Genomic DNA, 23,911 nt, shown 5'->3' with positions numbered 1-23,911 from the left:
AGTAAAACTCCCACCTTAAAATTCAGGTGGAGCAAGAAGTTAAGTTGAAGTCGCGCTTTCTATAAAGCTCAATTGCTTCAACTTTATACATGAGAATCATTTTCATGTATAATACTGTAAGATTGGAGGAATTTTACTATGAGTTCGTGGCTCTTATTTGCACTATTATCAGCAATTGCTGCTGCCCTTGTATCTATTTTTGGAAAGTTTGGTTTAGACGGCATCGATGCAAACGTTGCAACAACAATTCGATCTATTATTATGGCATTATTTATGATAGGCGTTATTATCATACAAGGTAAATTTCAAAATATCGGCGACGTACTGCTAAATAAAAAAGCACTGCTATTTATCACATTAAGTGGGGTTGCAGGTGCTTCGTCATGGCTATTTTATTTTCTTGCCCTCAAAACAGGAAAGGTTTCACAAGTAGCTCCTGTCGATAAATTAAGCGTCGTATTTTCTATCATTCTCGCTATGATTATCCTCGGTGAAAAGTTAAACTTTATGACCGGTGTTGGTGTAGTCTTTATTACAGCTGGTGTATTATTTATTGCTTTCAGCTAAAAAACCGCTATTAGCGGTTTTTCTTTTTCTTTATGTACAACCATACAACACATGTAACAACTGCTGAAATTAATAAAATCCATATTCCATAATGATGTAAACTATACTCAACGAAGCGCCACTTCTCGCCTAACTTCCAGCCAAGCCCAATAAAAACACTTATCCAAATGAGCGCACCACCGTAAGCGTACAAACAAAAACGCCAAAGTGTCAAATTTGATACCCCAGCAAAATATGCCGTTAAATGACGTACTCCCGGTATAAAATAACCAATCATTAAAAGAAATGGCCCATATTTTTCAAATAAAATATGTGTTTTTTCAATGTGATGTTCTTTAATTCTAATTTTCGGCCCATATTTCTTTAAAACAGGGAGCCCAAGTTTTAAACCTAATATGTAGCTTAACGTGATCCCTAACATCGCACCAGCCATCCCACTTAAAAAAGCAGCAGTTCCTGACATAACTCCTTTTGAAACATTATAACCAACAAAGGTCAATAAAAACTCGTCTGGTATCGGTAATCCGACAATCCCACCAGCCAAAGCTATAACAATTCCAAAATAGCCATAATGCGCGATTAACTCGCCAATATGTTGTTCCATTCGGAAGACACATCCTATGCACGATCGTTATTCCACATTGTACCCTTTCTATCTTTAAGGCAAACATGGTATACATATTCACTATACATTGTTTTTATAATGAACTCTACTTCTATTCTTTCCTTTAACAAAGATAAAGTGAAACTTTAATCAGTGGGAGTTTTGTTCATCCTCTACTAATTATTAACCTATGCCAATCTTGCTTCTACAGACATCCCGACTCCCACATAACTTACTTACATTCAACAATTTTGAGATTAGATTCTTACTGCCCGCAAATAACCCGATAAAAAATAAAAATTCATATGCGTGTTTTTTTGTTACAATAAAGGAAAGTTACTTTTCGCAACGGTTTAACTCTCAAGAAAAATGATATATCTAGCAAAAACATAGTTTGGTCTATATAATGCAACTTCTACCTATTAAAAGAACATACACCCTTTTACATACGACATCATTTTTCTAAATTATACAGGGGGGAACGAACATGACCATTGAAAATCAATTTATTCAAAAAGTTTACTATAAAACATTTTTAACAGAAGAAACTTCTACTCCTGCATCCGAAGTACTCGGTGAAGCATATATAAATGAATCTAAAAATGAATTCTCCAACATTTCTAATATTCGATTTGCTCAAGGTGAATTTTATTATCAAAATAAAGATTTTGAAGCAGCTATATTTAAATGGGAAAAAGTAAATAATGCTCTTGCACTTTGGGCGACAAAAAATATTGCAGATGCTTATTTTGAACTAGGATTCTTACCAAAGGCAGAAGAAATTTATCAATCTATTCAAACGGAAGATACAACTCTTACGATGGAGGTTTCCTTACAACTTCTTTCTCTTTATATCGAACAAGATCGTTTAGGACTCGCTTTTAAGACGATTAGTGAAGCTGTTGCATTCCAACCGGATTATCCAAATATTACTGCAATTGCACGTTCTTTCTATGAAAAACAAGAAGATTGGAACAACGCTATCGAACTAGCTGTTCAAGAAGGTATTCGAACACAATCTTTACACTGGTTTGATACGTTAATAAATTACATAAACAAAGGATTTACAAAAAATATTAAGCCTGAATATTTCTATGAGTCTTTAAAAGCTCTATATGCTGTTGATCAAGCTCAATTTAAAGAGCTTGTTATTGCTCTTTGGAATAGCTATCAACATGAATCCTTATACCTTCCTTGGATTCAAAGTATTAATCATTTATTCTTGCATATTGAAACAGACAATAATGACGATTGGAATGAAATTTCTACTCGCTATCAAGAAACATACTTTGCATTAATTACCGGAAATCATTTTATGCATGAATTAAACGGACTTGTACCAAATTTATTAACAAATTGGTTTAGTTTAACGAAAGCAAAAGATTCTCTAGTTGTCTCTGCAGCAGTGTTAGCATGGAATGAAGTCTCACCTACAACTTTAGAATCATTACTCGTAAAAAGTGCTGGATCCTTACTTTCTAATACATCAGCTGAAGCAGATGTAAATATGGAAACAGTTTCTCATTTATTCGAAACAATCGCTGTATGGGCTGAGAAAAATGATGTAGATTTAAGTCATCAATTTACGCTACTAGTCCATGAACTATGTGATTTAAATGTCACACCACTACTAATAGCTGGAACTAGTGACCATGATAAAACATCATTTGTTAATTCAATATTGGGAGAGAACATCTTAACTGAAACTTTAACAACTCCTATTCTATTTAAAGACGCTAGTCAAACTGAAATAACAGAATTTACCGAGTTAGATATACGAAATATCCCTAACCTTGATGAATTCCATCAAATAACGGCTACATCTGCTCAGTCAGAACTTGAGAAAAAATGTATAGAAATTAAGCTACCAAGTAGGTTTTTAAGAAAAAATAAGTTTACATTTCTTCTTACACCATCCATTCAAGAGCAATTGGATAAAAACAATGCATACTTTGAATACTTACAAGCAGCAGATAGTCTTGTTTACGTATTAAATTCTTCTTCACCATTGCATAGTAAAGAAATTGATACATTAATTTATTTACGTGAACAAGTACCAAACTTACAAATTCACTTCGTATTACACACAAATAATACGACTACTAATGAAAAACTAATTAGTAAACTTAAAGTACATTTTCCAGATGCACAATTCTTCCCATACTCTCCTTCGCAAGAGAGTAGCCAGCAACTTGGAGATGTAACAGAATCTATTCTCTCTACTCTTGCAAAACGCGATATAGAAAAAGAACGTATAGAAAAGCTAATATGGTTTACACAAAAGACAATTGCTTATCTCATAAATGAACGTGTGGAATTAGAAAATACATTAGTAAAATCCGTACGCTGGAATAAACACATCTCAGTGAAACTTACCGGATTTATTAATAACCTTACTGCTCTTGAAAAAGATAAAATTCGCTCTATTACCGAATCCTATCTTTTAACGAAAGAAGAAATTACACGAGATATACATTCTCAAATTCCTGAATTATTACAGAGTTGCTCTGATCTTGTTCAAGAAGATAGTGATTTCAAACTAGTTCATGAAGAATTAAATGCTGCAATGAATGAACGTGTTCAAAAGCATGTACAACAGGTACTTCTTCCTAAATTTACTGGGTCTATTCAAGAATGGATTGAAACCGCACATAATGAATTTATTCAAGCTCAAGCTTATTTAGATGAAATGAGTGAAACGTTTAATAAATTATATAAAGAAGAACGTATGAAACTTCCTTGCGATTTCAAATTATTAGATGATTGGAATCGAGATGTTGCACGAATGACAAATCGAATTACAGTAACGAACATCAATATTTTATTACGCTTTACACCGACACAGTTTTTCTTAAAAAGTGCCGGAAAATTATTTGGTAATATGCAAAAAAACCAATCTATGCTCGCCAACAAATATAAACAATATATTGAAACAGAAGACTATACAGAAATTGCTCACACAATTTCCAAACAATTCTTCCTTCAATTTGAAGTATTTGAAGGTGCATTAGAACGTGATATCATGATGTTCTTCAAAGATCCACTTAATATATTGAAACAAAATGTAGATGCAGCTCAACTTGAGATACAGGAAGACGAGCAAACATTAGCGACGCTAAGAAGCAATCCAGAAACATATCATGATCCTTTGGCGTTATTTAAACTACAATTACTACAACATAAATTTGTTTTAAGTACTACAAAGAAACATGAAGATATCTTTGTATCAAACGAATCTCCTATTGTTTAACAAAAAAACCAAGCAAACTAAAATTTGCTTGGTTTTTTTTACTTTATTATTTTCATATGTTCAAACGGATAATAAATGCCTGCTAACTTTCCTAACACATCTTCTCTATCAATAAAACCTAAACCATTTCTACTATCTTTACTTATTAAGCGATTATCTCCCATAACAAAAATCTTATTTTCAGGAACTGTAATCGGTCCAAAGTCCTCTGTTAAATTCATAAGTTTTTTTTCTGCTTGTTTTTTATTACTATCCAAATACTCTTCATCTTTCACTTCATAATTTACATATAATTGATCATTTCTCATCTCAATTATATCTCCAGGCAATCCAATCACTCTTTTGACATAAAAATTATCTGTTTTCACAACAATAATATCTTCTCTCCCATAGCTTTCAAATTGTTTTGCTAACTTATTAACAATCACCTTATCTCCATCTTGCAACGTTGGCCTCATAGATGCTCCTTTTACAGTCGTCGGAAAAAACACAAAAATTTTCGCCAAAAACACCAATAAACATGCAATTGCAATAGTTCCAAAGAATTCACGCCAACGTTTTTTCTTTTGCATCATTTCACCAACTCATCATCTTTTTACTTTTATTATAAATAATACGACCGATGATTTTCTACAAAATTCTGAATTATAAAATTATAATATTAGAAATTTTAAAATAAAAATACTGATCAAATTAACAAGCAAAAAAGATACTCTCAAAATAGTCTATCCACTATTTTTGAGAGTATCTTTTTATAATCCCACATATATAATACACATTTGAGCAGCTACATATGTAAACCAAATCCAAAGTGGCTCATACTTCAATTTACGCCCTCCGATATCTGTCACGCCAATAATGAAATCAGAAATTACAAACAGTAAGCCACCAAACGCTGGTATCCACCATATCCCTGTATTTTCATAATATAAGGCGAATGCAAAGCAAGCCATTCCTCCAACCCACAATCCGTAAATTAGAGCTCCTATCGTAAACAACTTATCCTGCTTATCATTTCGGATAAAGAAGAACCATCCTACAATTAGAAAGAGCCCATATACGAGTAAGCCAATCCAAAAACCATTCCATGAAATTCCTGTTTGCAAAAATGCTTTTACATAAAAACAATGAGCAAGAGCGAAAGTAACCATCCCTCCAATTAATCGATGACCAATTGGAATCAGCCCAGCCATAAACAAATCTCCCACAGTCGATAAAGTCATACCAAGTGCAACCCACGTACTATACTCTACAGATGGATCTTGTAACCATATGCAAATTGCACTACCTGTTAAAGAAAAACTAAGAATAAGACGAATTGCTAAAGGTAACGGCATATTATCTTTCGTTCTTTTTGTCTGCCCCATTGCATAAATTGCACCAATAAAAAAAAGAAATATTTGCCCAATTAACACCACGTAAAGTAGATTCATAATATTTTCTCCTCAATAAATGCTTTTTGTATCTTTTTTCGTTACACTTAGTCTATTATCCTTTTTCTATAAAAAAAGAAGAACAGTACTGTTCTTCCATTGTAATCGCTTTTCTGCTCTCTATGCTACTTGTTTTTCTTGCTCCATTTTTTGCTTAGCTGGTGTCCTATTTACCACAATGATTCCCGCGGCTACACATGCTAAACCGAGTAGCACAAATGAATGAATTGCTTCACCTAAAATCATGCTCGATAATAACACACCAAATACGGGTATAAAGAACATATACATAGATACTTTTCCAACCTTGTTATACTTCATAATTGTATTCCAAATGTAAAAACCAGCTGCAGATAAGAAAGATAAATAAATTAGCATAAGTAGTGCATGTAGACTAAATGTAAATGGCATGACTCCAACTTGTAAAGCCCCTATACATAATAATCCTATAGAACCAAAAATCATTTGGTATGCTGTCATATAACCAATATCTAATGTTTTACTACCTTCTTTTGCTAATATGTTTCCATATGAATACAGCATTGCTGCACTAAGAAGTAATAAGCTTCCGATCCCAAAATGAAATGATAAGCTACCATCACTCGGCACATTTACTAAAATGACGCCACAAAAACCAATAGATACCCCAATTAATTTTCTCATATTGAGAGCATCATCTTTATATAAAAAATGGGCGAGTAAAATTTGAAAGAATGATGATGTTCCTGAAATGATAGCTCCTTCAATTCCTGAACTATAACTCATTCCAATGTAAAAACAGATATATTGAAGAAACGTTTGGAATAAACCAATTTGTATTAACTGTTTCCCTGTTCCTTTTTTGAAGCTCATATCTTTTCCTAACACTTTAAAGAATAATAAGAGCATGACTCCAGATAAAAAGAAACGATAACCGGCAAATAATATTTGCTCTCCAACTTCTTGTGGTTGAATTCCAAGTTCAACATAACTTAATTTAATAAAAGGAAATGCGCTTCCCCATAAAAAAGTTGCTACTATTGCAGCAATAAATACGCCAATCGGATGGGTAAAAATTTTCTCTGTCTTCACTTGTTGTCTTCCTTTCCGACCTTTTTATGAACAATATTCATATATACCAGAGGAGTTGCGAAAACACAAGTTTTCCGTTTATACTTGAAACAAAACCGTACCATCTCATAAAAACATATGATATACTATAGAATAATTACAACATAAGAACTATTAAAAACAGATTCAACAGAAATGCTGCTATCCATTATGGATGGCAGCTTTCGTCGTTTTATAGGGGTTTCGATTTTGATTATTTTTCTCAATAAGAATGCGGAAGGAGCGGGTAGTAATGAACTCAGAAGTAAAAACGTTACAGTCAAAAGAAACAATTTCCCATCCCTCTTTATGGGACACATTAAAAAAACATTATGAACTTGTATTTGCAGTAGCATCTGGTATTTTTATTTTAGTTGGCTGGTTATTCACAAAGAACGATGTAATGAATGTAGGTATTACTTGCTATATCCTTGCTTATATAGTTGGTGGATATGCAAAAGCGAAAGAAGGCATTGAAGATACGATTGAAGAAAAAGAGCTAAATGTTGAAATGCTAATGCTCTTTGCAGCTATTGGTGCTGCAATTATTGGCTACTGGGCAGAAGGGGCTATCTTAATCTTTATCTTCGCGCTCAGCGGTGCTATGGAATCTTATACATTAAGTAAGAGCCAAAAAGAAATTTCCGCTCTTCTTGACTTACAACCCGAAGAAGCATTACGCATTTCCAACGGAACTGAGGAACGTGTTCCTGTTGGAGAGTTACAAATTAACGACATTATTTTAATTAAACCAGGTGAACGTGTTCCTGCTGACGGTACGATTCATAACGGTGAAACAAATATCGATGAAGCAGCAATCACGGGAGAACCTATTCCAAATGAGAAAAGACATGGCGATGAAGTATTTGCAGGTACTGTAAATTTACGTGGTGCTATCGAAATTAAAATTACGAAGCCGAGCGATCAAACATTATTCCAAAAGATTATCCGTCTCGTCCAAAGTGCACAAAGTGAAAAATCACCATCACAACTATTCATCGAAAAGTTTGAAGGAACATACGTAAAAGGTGTACTACTCGTTGTTGCGCTTATGATGTTCGTTCCTCATTTCTTACTTGACTGGAGCTGGAATGAAACGTTTTATCGCGCTATGATCTTACTTGTAGTCGCATCTCCTTGTGCACTCGTTGCTGCCATTACACCAGCAACGTTATCTGCAATTTCTAACGGAGCAAGAAATGGAATTCTCTTTAAAGGTGGCATACATTTAGAACGCCTCGCTTCAGTAAGAGCAATCGCCTTTGATAAAACAGGTACATTAACGGAAGGTAAACCTACCGTAACAGATGTATATGTTCGAGAAAATATAACAGAAAAAGAAGTACTTTCTATTACAGCATCCATTGAAAGTCACTCTACACATCCTTTGGCTGAATCTATTGTTAAATATGCACAACATGCGTACGACATTACATTAAAAAAACCTGAAAAGGTTGAAGATGTAACTGGTTTTGGGCTAAAAGGAATATTCGAAAACAACGCTTATAAAATAGGTAAAGCTGATTTTATCGGTGAAGAAACAAAAACATTTCATAATGGTATTTCTGCCTCACTTGAAAAGGAAGGTAAAACTGTCGTTTATATTAGTGATGAGGGAGGCATTCTTGGACTTATCGCTTTAAAAGATACGCTTCGCCAAGAAACAATAGCTGCTATTCGTGAATTACAAAGCATTGGTGTCGAAGCAATTATGATTACTGGAGATAATGAAGAAACGGCAAAAGCAATTGCCTCTGAAAGTAATATAAAGGAATATTACGCATCATGTTTACCAGAAACAAAAGTTGAAACGATTAAAAAGTTAAAAGAAAAATACGGTACAGTAGCAATGGTCGGAGACGGTATAAATGATGCACCTGCACTAGCTACTGCTAGCATTGGTGTCGCAATGGGAGAAGGAACAGATGTAGCTTTAGAAACTGCGGATGTTGTACTGATGAAGAACGAACTATCTCGTCTTTCCCAAGCAATTCGTTTATCAAAACGAATGAACCGTATTGTGAAGCAAAACGTAATCTTTTCGCTAGCCGTTATTGCCATGCTAATTTGTTCAAACTTCTTGCAATTTTTAGCTCTTCCATTCGGTGTTATTGGCCATGAAGGAAGTACGATTCTTGTCATTTTGAATGGCTTACGATTATTAAAAGGCAGCAAATAAAACGGGTCCCTCATAGAGGACCCGTTTTTTTTAATGATAGCTATTATGACCGTTCGCACTGCTACTCGTTTTATGCTTTGGATGCGAACTGCTCTTTTGTTTATTATTACTTTTATTGTTATGGTTCTTTTTATTATTACTCATGAAATATCCCCCCTGTTCCTTTTTATTATGGAACAAGAGCTCATTATTCATTACGGGAATTATTGTCACCGGTTCTATAATGGTGGAGTAAACCATTAATTTCACCGCCAAGTAAAATTACCCATCCAGTTAAGTAAAACCATAACATTAAAATAATGATACCACCGAGACCACCATATGTATTGGCGTAATTCGCAAACTTATCTACATAATAAGCAAATGAGTACGATACCACAATCCATCCTACAGTAGCAAATAACGCCCCTGAAATAACTTCTCTTCTTTTTAACTTTCGATCTGGGGCAAATGTATATAAGAAACTAAACAAAGCAAATAGCACGAAGAAACTCGCTACTAATCGTGTAATGCTCCACACGAAAGAAAAACTATCTGATAAACCGAGTGCTTTAAACACTGCTGCTCCAATAACTTGTCCGAATACCGGAACAATTAACGCAAAGACAATCATAAAAATAATGGCTAATGTAAACACAATTGATAACGCTCTTGTTGTAATAAAAGAACGTGTTTCCTTCACGTCATAAGCGCGGTTAAAAGCATTCATAACCGCATTAACACCATTTGAGGCAAACCATAACATGGATAATAAACCAAATGATAATAAACCACCATTTTGCTGGTTTACAACTTTATCTACATTTACCTCAATTAAGTTCATTGCATCATCTGGTACATAAACCTCTAATAAACTAAGCACATCCTCTGTTTGAATGGGAATAAATCCAAGAAGCGTAATTAAGAAAACGAGCCCAGGAAAAATTGCAAGCAAGAAGAAATAAGCGAGCTGTGCTGCCAAGCCCGCTACATCATCGCGCATCGTCCGGTCATATAAATCTTTACCAAACGAATAAGTACGATTTCTTCTCACCTTTTCTAAAATTTTTCTCATATATGTTTAAACGCTTTTCTTCTCTTCTTTATCTTGCTTTAACTCAATGTACGCTTCAGTTTTTTTTTCCACTGCATTTGAGTCTTTCATAAATAATTCACGCGCTTCTTTCATACCACCATCTTCAGCAACTACTGGCTCTTCTTCTGCTTTCAGCTCATCTACCTTTGGAGATACAGCTTGAATTTCAATCGTTTCTGGCTTTTCTTCTGGCTCAACTTTTTTCTTACTAAAAATTTCTTTCGTTTCTTTTAACGTCTCTACAACAGATGGCGTTAATTTTTTAATTTCTGCTACTTTCGCTTTTACCACATTGAAATCAGCAAGTTCGCGTCCTTTATCTGTAACAGTTTGCACTTTTTCTTTGATCTTTGCATTTTCACCAATTTCAATCATCTTTGTTTTTGCTTTTTCTGCTGTATTTTTTACTTTTTCACGGTTTTCTTTCTTTAACATGGATACAGCTACACCTGCCGCTACACCAATCGCAATGTTTCGAGCAATATTATTTTTCTTTGCCATATTCCTTCACCCTTTCATTTCTTATGTTAGAAAGTATTTCTTTCTAAGCTTCCTCATATTCCTTGTTCATTTCGAATGAAAGCTAATAGCTTTGCACACCCTTCTGTTACAAGGTCATATACTTCTTGGAAATTCCCTGTATAGTAAGGGTCAGGAACGTCTGTCCAGCCACCGTCTGGAACAAAGTCGGACAGCCTACCAATATAGCCTCCAGTTTTACCTAAACTTTTTAAATCTGCTATATTCTTGTTGTCCATGGCAATAATATAATCAAACTTTGTTAAGTCTTCTTTTTCTACTTGCCTTGCTTTAATTCCTTCAAAAGTGACTGCATTTTCTTTTAAAATTTTTTGTGTTCCTTTATGTGGCGGATGGCCAACATGCCAATCTCCAGTTCCTGCAGAATCAATGACAATTTTCTCTTCAAGTCCCTCTTTTACGACAAGATTTCGAAAAATCGCTTCTGCCATCGGAGAACGGCAAATGTTCCCAAGACAAACAAACAATACTTGAACCATACTTTTGTTTCTTCCCTTCTTGGTGCATTTCTTAATATATACTTATAGTATAAACAACCAATTATTAAATATAAAGGAAATCCCTACTAATTTAATGGGATTGAAAAGATTCATTAACGAAAATGATAAAAAATGTTAAGATAGCCTTATGTTATTTTAAAGGGGGACACTTCGGTGGATTTATCCGTAAAGTCAGAAGAAAACGTTGAATATATGGTCGAAGCTATTAAAGAAAAATTACGTATGGTTAATGCTGGAGCGATGAGAGCTGCTAGTTTTAACGAAGAAATGTACGAAGATTTACGTGACATTTATGATCATGTTATGAAACGTGAAACATTCAGCATTAGTGAAATGCAAGCTATTACAGAAGAATTAGGTACATTAATTAAAAAGTAAAAAAGCCTCTCTTATATGAGGCTCTTTTTTATTTCCAACAAATTCATGACAACTCATCTCTTTCCCTCAACCAACTGTAAAATATTGTACAATAGAAGTAGAACCTCATCTTAGATTTTTTCTCCATACATACTACTCACAAATAATAGCAACACTACCATTGCTAACTGTTTTTACTGGAGGTGCTTACTTATGAGCAATTGGTACAGTAAGACGAAAGATCAAACATTAATTGACCTAGAAACAAACGAACAACACGGTTTAACAGATGAAATTGTAAGTGAACGTTTAAAGCAATACGGTTCTAATGAATTAGCTACAAAACAAAAACGCACTTTATGGCAGCGTATTTTCGCCCAAATTAATGACGTCCTCGTATATGTCCTTATTATTGCTGCCCTTATTTCTGCCTTTGTAGGTGAATGGGCGGATGCCAGTATTATCGCGCTTGTTGTAGTTTTAAATGCTGTTATCGGTGTTGTCCAAGAATCTAAAGCAGAACAAGCTTTAGAGGCACTAAAAAAGATGGCAACACCTAAAGCTATCGTCAAGAGACATGGTGAACTAAAAGAAATTCCATCTGAACACGTCGTTCCAGGGGATATCGTTATGCTCGATGCCGGACGATATATCCCATGCGATTTACGCCTTATTGAAACCGCAAATTTAAAAGTTGAAGAATCTGCTCTAACTGGTGAATCTGTCCCTGTTGATAAAGAGGCAATCTACCACCCTTCCATGCAAAGTGATGAACAAGTACCACTCGGCGATCAAAAAAACATGGCCTTTATGTCTACTCTTGTAACATACGGAAGAGGCGTCGGTGTTGCTGTTGAAACTGGAATGAACTCACAAATTGGTAAGATTGCTACCCTTTTACATGAAGCAGACGATGATATGACACCACTTCAAAAAAGCTTAGCACAAGTCGGAAAATATTTAGGCTTTGTCGCTGTAGCTATTTGTATCATTATGTTCCTCATCGGTTTTTTACAAGGCCGGGATACGTTAGAAATGTTTATGACTGCTATTAGTTTAGCCGTTGCAGCTATTCCAGAAGGCTTGCCAGCTATCGTTTCCATCGTTCTTGCAATTGGTGTGCAACGTATGATTAAACAAAACGTTATCATTCGCAAACTACCAGCTGTTGAAGCCCTCGGTTCTGTCACAATTATTTGTTCAGATAAAACAGGTACGTTAACGCAAAATAAAATGACCGTTACTCACTTTTATAGTGATAACACATACGATCGCTTAGAAAGTTTAAATGTAAATAATGATGCGCAACGTCTATTGTTAGAAAATATGGTGCTATGTAATGATGCGTCTTATAATAAAGAATCACAAACGGGAGACCCGACTGAAATTGCACTTCTCGTTGCTGGAACCACTTTTAACATGCAAAAAGATTATTTAGAAAAAATACATGAACGTGTTAACGAAGTACCTTTCGATTCAGATCGTAAAATGATGTCAACCGTGCATACATACGATGAAAGCTACTATAGCATGACGAAAGGCGCTATCGATAAGCTCTTACCTAGATGTACCCACATATTTAAAAACGGTAAAATAGAGGATCTAACAGAGGCTGATAAAAATCAAATATTAGAAGCTGCTGGGGCAATGTCTCGAGAAGCTTTAAGAGTGCTTTCATTCGCATTTAAACAATACAATTCAAGCAATGTGGATATAGATCATCTCGAAGAAAACCTCATCTTTATTGGTTTTGTCGGTATGATTGATCCACCGCGAACTGAAGTAAAAGATTCCATTACAGAATGTAAAAAAGCCGGTATTCGCACAGTTATGATTACTGGAGATCATAAAGATACCGCCTTTGCGATTGCCAAAGAACTTGGTATTGCTGAAGAAATATCTGAAATTATGATTGGAACTGAATTAGATAACATTTCAGATACAGAGCTAGCAAGCAAAATTAATCACTTGAATGTATTCGCGAGGGTCTCTCCAGAGCATAAAGTGAAAATTGTAAAGGCATTACGCGCGAAAGGAAATATCGTTTCTATGACTGGTGATGGCGTCAATGACGCTCCATCTTTAAAACAAGCAGATGTTGGCGTAGCGATGGGCATTACAGGAACAGACGTTGCAAAAGGGGCAGCAGATGTCGTGTTAACAGATGATAATTTCTCATCTATTGTGAAAGCCGTTGAAGAAGGTAGAAATATTTATCGTAACATAAAAAAATCAATTCTCTTTCTACTCTCTTGTAACTTCGGAGAAATTATCGCTTTATTTTTAGCGATTTTACTCGGCTGGGCAACACCACTACGACCTATTCATATTTTGTGGGTGAATTTAATTACAGATACACTGCCTGCATTATCACTTGGGGTTGATCCTGAAGATCCAGATGTGATGAAGGAAAAACCACGACATGCGAAAGAAAGCTTATTTAGTGGCAGCGTTCCTTTCCTGATTTTCAATGGAGTTATCATTGGACTTTTAACGCTAATAGCTTTTATCGCCGGAGCAAAATTCTATACTGGAGATACAAATTTATTCCCTCTTTTCCCAGAGCGAATTGATGAAGATACTCTATTACACGCTCAAACGATGGCATTTGTCGTTCTTAGTTTTTCTCAGCTCGTTCATTCATTTAACTTGCGTTCAAGAACGAAATCCATTTTTTCAATTGGGGTATTTACAAATAAATATTTAGTCTTCTCTCTTCTTATCGGTATTTTAATGCAAGTTTGTATCATCTCTATCCCACCTCTTGCAAATATATTCGGTGTACATGCATTAACGATGCGAGATTGGGGATTTGTTCTCTTATTAAGTATCATTCCACTTGTTGTGAATGAGATTATTAAATTAGTGAAGAGAAACTAAAAGGCAATGAGGAATAGTCCTCATTGCCTTTTCATTTACCCTTGTAATTCTTTTTTAATGTTCTCAGTTAATGTAGCCATACGTTTGCGGCTTTCTTCACGCTCACGTTTGTTTTGCTCTTCAATTTGTTGTGTTTCTTGCATACCTCTTGAAATAATGTTCCAAGTTTCCTCAAGCGTTTCCATCTTAATACTAGAAGAACCTGATAATCTTGCTACTTCTACACTTTGCGTTGCGATATTTTGTGCATTTTTCTTAAGTAATTCATTTGTACGGCGATCCAGTTCAGCCATAGAATCTGCAACAAGCTTTTGACGCTTCGCATTTACCGCTTGAATGATACCATTTTTAAAAATAGGAATCGTTGTAATAAATGCTGTATTAATTTTACCAATTAATTTATTATTACCACGTTGAATCATACGAATTTGTGGTGCTGTAAGTAACGCAACCATACGTGCTTTTTCTAAATCATCAATACGTTGCTCTAAAATTTCAACAGAGTTTTTAAGCGACTCTAATTCAATACCTGCTAATTGATCATTATTACGCACACGCTCTTCATACATCGGAACTAATTCTGTATTTAAACGCTCTAATAGCATTTCTCCTGCTACTACGTACTTCTCTAAGTCTAAATAATATTTTAAGTTTTGCTCATACAAGCCATCTAACGTACCAATTGATTTTTTCATCTCATCTTGGTACTTCGTAATTTCCACATATACTTTATCAATTTCACGGCCCATCGTTTGATACTTGCTAAAAATTTGTTCTATCATTTTATCCGCTTTTTTGAACATACGTGAGAAGAAACCACTTTTCTCTTCCGCAAAGTCTTTGCTATCAAATCTGTCCATAATTTTACCAAGCTGTTTTAATAATTCACCAGAATCTTCTATCTTTGATAATGACATTGTATGTAAAATTTGATCAGCAAAACGTGAAATTTCCATAGAAGGTTCTTTTCCAAGTTCAATTAATTCTAATTGATCTTTAATATCTACCGCATTATAAATACGTTGTACATCCGCATCTTTTCTAAGTTGTAAGCGAACATCTTGTGCTGTTTGCTCATTTAATTCTGTTTTCGGATCTAGTACGACTGGGTTATTCATATAGTATTCTCCCTTTCCTTATAAAAATGGACGAAATAGTCCTTTTATTGTTTGTGATAAATTTTTATAAGCTGATGAACCATGAAACTCAAGATCGAAATTAACCTCTTCAAGCCAATGGGAATCAAATGCCCCCGCTTCAATATACGGTTCAATATCGTTTCTTCCCGTTGGATTGAAATGGAATACATCTACTCCAATTTGATTTAAAAATAGTAATAAAACAGCATCAGAACGAGTTAACTCTCCACTCTTCTCATTATTAAATATAACAATTTTCGGTACATCTTGTGAATAATCAAATTTCTCAAGCTGTTCTAAAATATTCGGTGGTATTTGAGAAAGTTGCGCGAAAACATATAGCGCTACATCTTGTTTCGTCTCTTTCGCAATTGGTTTGCACATTTCACTTTCACACGTATGGATAATCGCTTCTGCAATCCCATGTTGTAAACCTTCCGGTAAACGCTTATGCGGCCACCAATGGCTATTCATAATTAAATCAGGATGTAATTTCCCCCCACGGTCTAATGCATCTCGGTAATGATATTGGAAATTTGCTTTTTGTTCTTTCGTAAACGGGAATGTATTAATTAATAAACTATTATCAAATGATGTAACAGCCTTTAATCGTTGAAAATACTCTTTATCATTCTTTGAAACACCTGATATTTTCGCAAATAAAGAAGGGATATAAATGTGTTTATTTTCAACAAAGAATGTCGGACGTACAAACGCCTTTTCTTTCGTAATTAAAAAGAGTTCATCATATGTTGTTTTTAGTGTACGAGCTACAGGCGTATAGGAACGGAATTGCCACGGCTTGTACAGCAGTGAATTATCGTGGTGAAGTACTTGCTCAATTTCTTTTGAAGCTTGATACGCTACTGTTGCCACACGCTCGCGGCGGCGATCTGGAAATGGTTCAAGAGAAATACGGCCTGGATGAGACACAATAAAGGTCCTTCCCTCTTCATCGACATTCTCAAATCCATCTTTTCCTTCTGGATGATAATAAAGCACATCACAACCGAGCATAATAAGAAAGTATAAGAAATATATACGGCTTTCCTGTGCATCACCATACCAAACGATACGCGGCATTTGTTTCTTATAGTTAATTGTAGAGAACCACTTCGCTACGTAATTTTCGCTTAGTTTAATTATGTCGATTAAGAAACGACGGAAGCCTTCTGTCTTTAACGACTGATTATGTTGTTTCTCATATAATTTCAATAGTGAAATAAACGTCGTATGTATGTAATGCTGTAAATCAGGATTGTCTACTTTCGGTAAAAGTTGTTTCCCAGATAAGTGTGCAACTAACCTATTTACTGTCAGACCATTTGGTGCTTCTTGATGTAATCCGAACACTTCTTGAATATGACGAAGCTTTTCCGAATCAATCACTTTGTTTAAATTTTGTTCGTGTAAAACTTCGATTCCTTTCGCTTCACTATAATCAAACAGTTCATTAAAATATTCATCTACATCATTAGGAACGCCAAGGATTCGACATGCTATATAACTAAATTTCATCTCATTCTCTGTCAGTTCATATTGTGGACGTTTTTCTAAAAGCGTTTCAAATTGCTTTAAATCTGATTCATCTTTTAATGCATATGGTTGAAGTGTAAAACGTGAAAACACAACAGTTCACCTCCAAAAACATTTACGTTTTTTCTAAGTCCTTCTTCTATTATAAACTATTTTTGGTTATAAAAAATGGGCGCTCACAAAACGAGCAAACCCATTTCAATTATTTATTGTCTTCTTTAGTAGCTGCAACTTCTTCTTTAGCTTGTCCAGAATTCTTCATGTAGTGAATTATAAATGTTGCTCCAAATGCTACAACTAAAATAATAAAGAATAGTGTATGACTAATCTCAATCTCGATTAAAGACAGTAACATTTTCGATGCAATAATTAAGATTAAAATGTATGCTGTCGTTTCAAGCTCTGGAATACGCTCTAACAATTTCAAGAATACACCGGCAATACCACGCATCATTAAAATACCTAGCATTCCGCCTAATAATAAAATCCAAACTTCATTAGATACACCAAATGCAGCAAGTACACTATCTACAGAGAATGCGATATCCATTAATTCGACCATTGCAACTGTTCCCCAGAAGACACCGAACATTCTGAAGAAAATACTGTTTTGGTTCATACCATGAGCTTCCTCTTCTTCACCTGCACCTTTACGCTTATCAATAAAGTATTTTACTGATAACCAAGCAAGGTAAAGTGCACCAAGAAGTTTTACCCACCATAATTTAATTAAGAACATTCCAATTCCAATTGCAATAAAGCGGAATATATAAGCTCCAATAAGTCCATAGAATAATGCTTTTTTACGTTTCTCTTCAGGAAGGTGTTTTACCATTACTGCTAACACAAGTGCGTTATCAGCAGATAACAACCCTTCAAGTACAACAAGTGTACCAATTAATCCCCAAGATACTGGATCTTGCAACACTTTAATCCACATGTCCAAGTCGAAAAACTGAGCATACGTATCAAGGATTCCTTGCAAAATACTCATCTTACCTTTATCCCCTATTCTTTGCTAGATTTATAGAAAGGTCAAAAAAAGGAAACGAATATCGTTTCCTTTCTATGCATCCAAGCCATACGCTCTTACAAGCGCACCTAAACCACCTTGGAATCCACTTCCTACTGCATTAAACTTCCACTGTCCATTATGACGGTATAATTCACAAAAGACAACTGCTGTTTCGATGGAGAAATCTTCCCCTAAATCAAAACGAAGAACTTCTTCATTCGTCTCTTCATTCGCTAAACGAACAAACGCATTTCCTACTTGTCCAAAGTTTTGACTACGGCCTTCCGCATCATAAATCGTAACTGTAATAGCAATTCTGTGCACATCTGCTGGAACTTTCTTCAAATCTACAACAAGTTGCTCATCGTCACCTTCACCTTCACCTGTACGGTTATCTCCTGTATGTAAAACAGATCCACAAGGAGACTGTAAATTATTATAGAAGATAAAATCAGTTTCCTTCGTACATTTTCCGTTTGCATCTAATAAAAAGGCAGATGCATCTAAATCGAAATCGGCTCCGCCGTCATAAGATTTAATATCCCATCCAAGACCAATTACTGCTTTTGTTAAACCAGGGCTTGTCTTACCTAAATCGATTTTCTGGCCTTTTTGTAATTGAATAACCATCTATATTCACCTCTATATTTTTATCTTTAAAAATATATCCATCAGTAAACATACATTTCACCGATGGATATACAAATCAAATCTATTACTCTACATCTAAACCAAAGTTATTACATAGAGACGCTAATCCACCTTGGAATCCACTTCCGATTGCATTGAATTTCCAGTCACCTGCATGACGATATAATTCACCTACTACTACGGCTGTTTCAATAGAGAAATCTTCTCCTAAATCGTAACGAATTAATTCTGCATTCTTTTCTTCGTCGAGAATACGTACGAAAGAATTAGAAACTTGTCCGAAGTTTTGGCTACGGCCTTCTCCATCATAAATTGTAATTGTGAAACAAATACGTTCGATGTGAGCAGGAACATTTTTCAAATCTACTTTAATCGCTTCGTCATCGCCTTCACCTTCACCAGTGCGGTTATCTCCTAAATGCTCTACAGCACCATTCGCACCTTTTGGATTATTATAGAAAACGAAATCTTCAGCTCCTGAAACTTTACCATTCGCACCTACTAAGAAAATACTAACATCTAAGTCGAAATCGTTTTGTCCGTCATAACGATTCGTGTCCCAACCAAGTCCTACAAGAACTTTCGAAAGACCTGGATTCGTTTTTGTTAAGTCTACCTTTTGTCCCTTTTTCAATGAAATTGATGCCATATACAATTCCTCCTCGGTTATTTTATTGATAACGTGATACAATCTCACTTAAGTTTTTATCTTGCGTGCCTTCTCCAACTGCTGAAAACTTCCATTCACTTCCGTGACGATACATTTCACCTGCAATTAGAGTCGTTTTGCCAGCATAATTATCCGATAAATTATAGCGTGCTAATTCTTCACCAGTTTGCGGGTTTTGAATACGAATATATGCATTACGAATCATCCCGAAATCTTGACGACGATTTACACAGTCATAAATATTTACAACGAATACTAAACGATTAATACGGCTCGGAACTTTATGTAATTCTACGAAAATTGTTTCGTCATCACCAGCGCCTTCACCTGTTAAATTATCTCCTGAATGAATAATACTACCACAAGTAGAAAGTTTATTTCCGAAGTAAACTAAATCATTTTTGTTTAAAAAACGATCTCCTTCTAACATAACAACAGATGCATCACAATCTACATTTGGTTTACTTCCAAATAATGAAGACAGAAATCCACCTGATTGCCCAATTGGATCCCAGCCTAAGCCAACCTGTAGTTTTGCTACTTTTGGTTGTCCTTTCGTTAAATCGATCTTTTGACCTTTTTCTAAAATAATAGGCATGAAGTTTCTCCCTTTCTACAAAGCATTTTCCATATCGGAAAATATTGTATTCTTCTCTTATATTGTAGCATTATTTACCTATCGATAAAAAGGATAAATTCTCAGTTATATGAAAACATTCATATAATTTACTTATGATGATGTAATAAGTGGTAAATAGCACCAATCATTCCTGCACAATTACCGTTTTGTGCAAGTTCAATCTCACAATTATTATAAATCTCTTGATTTAAGTATTTACTGACCTCTTCTTTTACTTCTTTTAAAAACTCATTTCCTCTATCGGTAATTCCTCCCCCAATAATAATTGTTTCTGGATTAAAAATATAAGCAAGATTACTAATTCCGATTGCCAAATGTTTAAAGAAAATCCCAACTGCTTGAGCAACTTCTCTATCTCCTTTATCATACAACTCAAAAATTGTTCTCCCATTCCACTCGCCTTTGCCTTTATATTTTCTTACAAGCCGAATTAATCCTGAAATCGAAGCAACCTCTTCAAACGTTTTTCCTTCTATTAGCATATTCCCCCATTCACCAGCACTAAATGAATGTCCTCGGTACAATTCTCCATCTATAAAAATTGCTCCCCCAACTCCTGTTCCAATGGTGAGCATAATAAAGTTCTCTTTCTCTCTTACACTACCATTCCACTTTTCTCCAAACGCTGCACAATTCACATCATTGTCAATCGATACTGGAACTTTTAATATCTCTTGCAATCTATCAATAATAGGAATAGTACTATATCCCGGAATATGATCCGCGCCTCCCGTCACAATTCCCTTATTAATATCAACAATTCCCGCAGTGCTAATACCAATTCCGGCAATAGTATGTTCATTCATTAATTTTTTTGATAAAAGAATGAGTTTTTGAATAATTTGTTCTCCGCCTAAATGAATTTCTGTTGCAACTGTTTTACGCTTTAATACTCTCCCTGCTTCTGAAATAATGCCATACTTAATTTGCGTACCGCCAATATCAAACGCTATATACTCTTTCATCTACTGCCACTTCCTCTACCGTTATGAATGTAAATTCTCCACCTCTATTATTTGTAGGAAATCTACATTAACTCTTTTCTGCTTTGACAAATACACCACCTTTTTCTATATATAGTTTTTTTTGCATAAAACTCTTTTTCCTAAGAAATATTACAAAGGGATGTATTTTAGATGGAACATTCATTTCTTAGGAGGAAAACCATGACGAAAATCTTCATTTTAGCATCAACACTCTCTCTATCTTTTTTTAGCGGTTTAAATATCGGTAATGCTGCAACTGAAAACTTCCAACCATTAACAAACGCTATTGTACAAAATAGCGATCATTTTGCAGAAGGAAACTCAAAGGATAATAATAAACCTCCAGGAAATAACGGTTCTCAGGACGATAGTGGTTCTGGTGGCAGCGGCTCTGGTGAAAACGGTTCTGGCGGTAACGGTTCTGGTGGCAGTGGCTCTGGTGGCAACGGTTCTAGCGGCAGTGGTTCTGGTGAAAACGGTTCTGATGGCAGTGGCTCTGGCGGCAACGGTTCTGGTGGCAACGGCTCTGGTGGCAACGGCTCTGGTGGCAATGGTTCCGGCGGTAACGGTTCTGATGGCAGTGGCTCTGGCGGCAATGGTTCCGGCGATAACGGTTCTGGTGGCGATGGCTCTGGTGGCAACGGTTCTAGCGGCAGTGGTTCTGGTGAAAACGGTTCCGGCGGTAACGGTTCTGGTGGCAATGACTCTGGTGGCAGCGGTTCCGGTGGCAGTGGTTCTGGCGGTAACGGTTCTGGTAGCAACGGCTCTGGTGGTAACGGTTCTGGTGGCAACGGCTCTGGTGATAACGGTTCTGGTGGCAATGGTTCTGGTGGCAGTGGCTCACACGGCGGTAATGGCTCTCAAGGTGGCAATCGTGTTAAAGGTGATAGCAGTTCTCAAGGTGGTAATGGCTCTCAAGGCAATCGTGTTAAAGGTGATAGCAGTTCTCAAGGTGGTAATGGCTCTCAAGGCAATCGTGTTAAAGGCGATAGCAATTCTGAGGAGGGCAAAGGTTCTCAAGGGGATAATGTAAAAGATAATACAAAAAAACAAGGTGATAAATTACCTAATACTGCAACGCATTACCCTATATCTATTTTAATGGGTCTTTCAACATTCCTAATTGGTATGTTACTGTTTATTCGTCGTAAAAACGTAAAATAAGAGCAGCATCCTTCCATCAAAAGAATACATGAAATACAGTATAAAACTAAAAAGGACTTTGGATTATATTTTATTATGCAGCCCAAAGTCCTTTTTATCACCTATCAGAAAAAGTATTAATACGCTTTTCCCCAATACACCATTTGTTTAGCTTCTTTACCACAACAAATGCATTCTTCAGCTAAATGCTCTTGCTCAAAAGGCATACAACGTGAAGATACTCCAACTTCTTCTTTTAGTTTTTCTTCACAAGCTAATTCCCCGCACCACATTGCCTTAATAAAGCCTTGCTTTTCGTCAGCTATTTTTTTCATCTCTTCGAAATTTGTCGCAACATACGTATTCTCATCGCGAAATGCTTTTGCTTTATTAAATAAAGCAATATGAATTTCTTCAAGTAATGCTGGAATACGTTCTTCTAATTGATCCATTGGTACAAACTCTTTTTCCTTCGTATCTCTTCTTACAAGTACAACTTGATTCTTTTCAATATCTTTAGGGCCAACTTCTAATCGAATTGGAATCCCCTTCATTTCATACTCATTAAATTTCCAGCCTGGTGTTTTATTACTAGCATCTATTTTTACTCGTGCAACCTTTTGAATATGTGCTTGTAACTCTATTGCTTTTGCTAAAACTCCTTCTTTATGCTGAGCAATTGGTACAATAACAACTTGCACTGGAGCGACTTTTGGTGGCATTACAAGTCCATTATTATCACTATGAACCATTATTAGCCCGCCTATCATTCTTGTTGATACACCCCAAGATGTTTGGTGCACATATTGCCACTTACCGTTACGATCTAAAAACTTAATATCAAATGCTTCTGAGAAATTCGTCCCAAAGTTATGAGAGGTTCCTGTTTGAAGTGCTTTTCCATCATGCATTAAACTTTCAATTGTATAAGTTGCCTTTGCTCCAGCAAACTTCTCTTTTTCTGTTTTTTGTCCTTTAATAACTGGTATTGCTAAATAATCCTCACAGAAAGAAGCATATAAGTTTAAAATATTTAATGTTTCAGCCTGCGATTCTTCTGCCGTTTCATGGATTGTATGACCCTCTTGCCATAAAAATTCAGTCGTACGAAGGAACGGCCTAGTTGTCTTCTCCCAACGAACTACTGAACACCACTGATTATATAACTTTGGCAAATCATTATAGGATTGCACAATTTTTGAAAAATGCTCACAGAATAAAGTTTCAGATGTAGGACGTACACAAAGTCTTTCCGCTAACTTTTCATCTCCACCATGCGTAACCCATGCTACTTCAGGAGCAAATCCTTCAACATGATTCTTCTCTTTTTGCAATAAACTCTCTGGGATAAACATTGGCATATATACATTTTCATGGCCAGTTTCTTTTAACTTCTCATCCATCACCTTCTGCATATTCTCCCATAAGGCATAACCATACGGACGTAAAATCATGCACCCTTTTACACTTGAATAATCAACAAGTTCGGCTTTTTTTACAATATCGGTATACCACTGCGCAAAGTCCTCTTCCATCTTCGTAATGGCTTGCACTTGTTCTTTTGCCATAGTCAGTCTTCCTCCTTCTAGAAAATACAAAAAAGCCCGCGTCCCTAAATAGGGACCGAGCTTTGCCGGCGTTACCACCCTGATTCATG

At 35.6% G+C, this 23,911-nt stretch carries 21 protein-coding genes and 1 other annotated feature (1 of these 22 running past the window's edge); of the genes, 6 read left to right on the top strand and 15 right to left on the bottom strand.

Annotated elements, in window-relative coordinates; translation table 11 throughout:
• The first annotated feature begins 138 nt into the window (after positions 1–138).
• Positions 139–567, top strand: a complete 429-nt coding sequence (locus tag AU379_RS25680) for an EamA family transporter (protein ID WP_000100296.1) — start codon at positions 139–141, stop codon at positions 565–567.
• Between the two features lie 10 nt (positions 568–577).
• On the opposite strand, the gene AU379_RS25675 is transcribed toward AU379_RS25680, so the two are convergent.
• Positions 578–1,171 (bottom strand): DedA family protein, encoded by a 594-nt coding sequence (locus tag AU379_RS25675; protein ID WP_000434878.1) that lies wholly within the window; start codon positions 1,169–1,171, stop codon positions 578–580.
• A 487-nt stretch (positions 1,172–1,658) separates the two neighbouring features.
• On the opposite strand from AU379_RS25675, the gene AU379_RS25670 reads away from it, so the two are divergent.
• Positions 1,659–4,421 carry a GTP-binding protein gene (locus tag AU379_RS25670; RefSeq protein WP_000151410.1) on the top strand — a complete coding sequence of 921 codons (2,763 nt, stop codon included), beginning with the start codon at positions 1,659–1,661 and terminating at the stop codon, positions 4,419–4,421.
• Between the two features lie 38 nt (positions 4,422–4,459).
• Here AU379_RS25670 and lepB read toward each other — a convergent pair whose 3' ends face one another.
• The 3 genes from lepB to AU379_RS25655 all read right to left on the bottom strand — a co-directional run bounded on the left by lepB (position 4,460) and on the right by AU379_RS25655 (position 6,925).
• A complete protein-coding gene (lepB, locus tag AU379_RS25665; protein ID WP_044584100.1) occupies positions 4,460–4,996 on the bottom strand; it encodes a signal peptidase I in 537 nt (178 codons plus the stop codon).
• 177 nt (positions 4,997–5,173) lie between these two features.
• Positions 5,174–5,854 carry a lysoplasmalogenase gene (locus AU379_RS25660; protein ID WP_001051070.1) on the bottom strand — a complete coding sequence of 227 codons (681 nt, stop codon included), beginning with the start codon at positions 5,852–5,854 and terminating at the stop codon, positions 5,174–5,176.
• Positions 5,855–5,974: 120 nt separating this feature from the next.
• On the bottom strand, positions 5,975–6,925 hold the full coding sequence (locus AU379_RS25655; protein ID WP_000845728.1) for a DMT family transporter: 951 nt from the start codon (positions 6,923–6,925) through the stop codon (positions 5,975–5,977).
• A 271-nt stretch (positions 6,926–7,196) separates the two neighbouring features.
• Here AU379_RS25655 and AU379_RS25650 point away from each other — a divergent pair, with 271 nt between their 5' ends.
• Positions 7,197–9,122, top strand: coding sequence for a heavy metal translocating P-type ATPase (locus tag AU379_RS25650; protein ID WP_001083772.1), 1,926 nt, complete (start codon positions 7,197–7,199; stop codon positions 9,120–9,122).
• Between the two features lie 187 nt (positions 9,123–9,309).
• Here the strand turns inward: AU379_RS25650 and AU379_RS25645 are convergent, their stop codons facing one another.
• From AU379_RS25645 to AU379_RS25635, 3 genes are read right to left on the bottom strand one after another with little or no spacing between them, the layout of a single operon-like run.
• Entirely contained in the window at positions 9,310–10,176 is an 867-nt protein-coding gene (locus AU379_RS25645; RefSeq protein ID WP_001226536.1) for a YihY/virulence factor BrkB family protein, read from the bottom strand.
• 6 nt (positions 10,177–10,182) lie between these two features.
• Positions 10,183–10,698, bottom strand: a complete 516-nt coding sequence (locus AU379_RS25640) for a DUF4075 domain-containing protein (protein ID WP_001085388.1) — start codon at positions 10,696–10,698, stop codon at positions 10,183–10,185.
• Positions 10,699–10,751: 53 nt separating this feature from the next.
• A complete protein-coding gene (locus AU379_RS25635; RefSeq protein WP_000250916.1) occupies positions 10,752–11,216 on the bottom strand; it encodes a low molecular weight protein-tyrosine-phosphatase in 465 nt (154 codons plus the stop codon).
• Positions 11,217–11,390: 174 nt separating this feature from the next.
• Between AU379_RS25635 and AU379_RS25630 the strand changes: the two genes are divergently transcribed.
• Both AU379_RS25630 and AU379_RS25625 read left to right on the top strand, forming a co-directional pair.
• A complete protein-coding gene (locus AU379_RS25630; protein ID WP_000366196.1) occupies positions 11,391–11,615 on the top strand; it encodes a DUF1128 domain-containing protein in 225 nt (74 codons plus the stop codon).
• Between the two features lie 192 nt (positions 11,616–11,807).
• Entirely contained in the window at positions 11,808–14,474 is a 2,667-nt protein-coding gene (locus AU379_RS25625; protein WP_061140023.1) for a cation-translocating P-type ATPase, read from the top strand.
• Positions 14,475–14,509: 35 nt separating this feature from the next.
• Here AU379_RS25625 and AU379_RS25620 read toward each other — a convergent pair whose 3' ends face one another.
• From AU379_RS25620 to AU379_RS25590, 7 genes are all read right to left on the bottom strand, one after another.
• A complete protein-coding gene (locus AU379_RS25620) occupies positions 14,510–15,592 on the bottom strand; it encodes a toxic anion resistance protein (RefSeq protein WP_001064405.1) in 1,083 nt (360 codons plus the stop codon).
• An 18-nt stretch (positions 15,593–15,610) separates the two neighbouring features.
• Positions 15,611–17,242 (bottom strand): YceG family protein, encoded by a 1,632-nt coding sequence (locus AU379_RS25615; protein WP_000492867.1) that lies wholly within the window; start codon positions 17,240–17,242, stop codon positions 15,611–15,613.
• Between the two features lie 109 nt (positions 17,243–17,351).
• On the bottom strand, positions 17,352–18,143 hold the full coding sequence (locus AU379_RS25610; RefSeq protein ID WP_000025688.1) for a TerC family protein: 792 nt from the start codon (positions 18,141–18,143) through the stop codon (positions 17,352–17,354).
• Positions 18,144–18,215: 72 nt separating this feature from the next.
• The gene (locus AU379_RS25605; RefSeq protein ID WP_000236642.1) at positions 18,216–18,794 is read right to left on the bottom strand and encodes a TerD family protein; all 579 of its coding nucleotides are present in this window, start codon (positions 18,792–18,794) and stop codon (positions 18,216–18,218) included.
• An 85-nt stretch (positions 18,795–18,879) separates the two neighbouring features.
• Positions 18,880–19,464 carry a TerD family protein gene (locus AU379_RS25600; RefSeq protein ID WP_000146726.1) on the bottom strand — a complete coding sequence of 195 codons (585 nt, stop codon included), beginning with the start codon at positions 19,462–19,464 and terminating at the stop codon, positions 18,880–18,882.
• Between the two features lie 22 nt (positions 19,465–19,486).
• Positions 19,487–20,083, bottom strand: coding sequence for a TerD family protein (locus AU379_RS25595; RefSeq protein ID WP_001121586.1), 597 nt, complete (start codon positions 20,081–20,083; stop codon positions 19,487–19,489).
• Positions 20,084–20,211: 128 nt separating this feature from the next.
• Positions 20,212–21,090 carry an ROK family protein gene (locus tag AU379_RS25590; protein ID WP_000666107.1) on the bottom strand — a complete coding sequence of 293 codons (879 nt, stop codon included), beginning with the start codon at positions 21,088–21,090 and terminating at the stop codon, positions 20,212–20,214.
• Positions 21,091–21,291: 201 nt separating this feature from the next.
• Between AU379_RS25590 and AU379_RS25585 the strand changes: the two genes are divergently transcribed.
• Positions 21,292–22,275, top strand: a complete 984-nt coding sequence (locus AU379_RS25585; protein WP_061140022.1) for an LPXTG cell wall anchor domain-containing protein — start codon at positions 21,292–21,294, stop codon at positions 22,273–22,275.
• Between the two features lie 116 nt (positions 22,276–22,391).
• Here AU379_RS25585 and proS read toward each other — a convergent pair whose 3' ends face one another.
• Positions 22,392–23,822 carry a proline--tRNA ligase gene (gene proS / locus AU379_RS25580; RefSeq protein WP_061140021.1) on the bottom strand — a complete coding sequence of 477 codons (1,431 nt, stop codon included), beginning with the start codon at positions 23,820–23,822 and terminating at the stop codon, positions 22,392–22,394.
• A gap of 47 nt (positions 23,823–23,869) precedes the next feature.
• Positions 23,870–23,911 (bottom strand) — a binding site (T-box leader); it runs 165 nt beyond the window's last position.

Source organism: Bacillus sp. JH7, assembly GCF_001563515.1.
Classification (GTDB): domain Bacteria; phylum Bacillota; class Bacilli; order Bacillales; family Bacillaceae_G; genus Bacillus_A; species Bacillus_A cereus.
The sequence above is the reverse complement of the archived record's forward strand: the minus strand, read 5'-3'. Positions and strand labels throughout refer to the sequence as shown.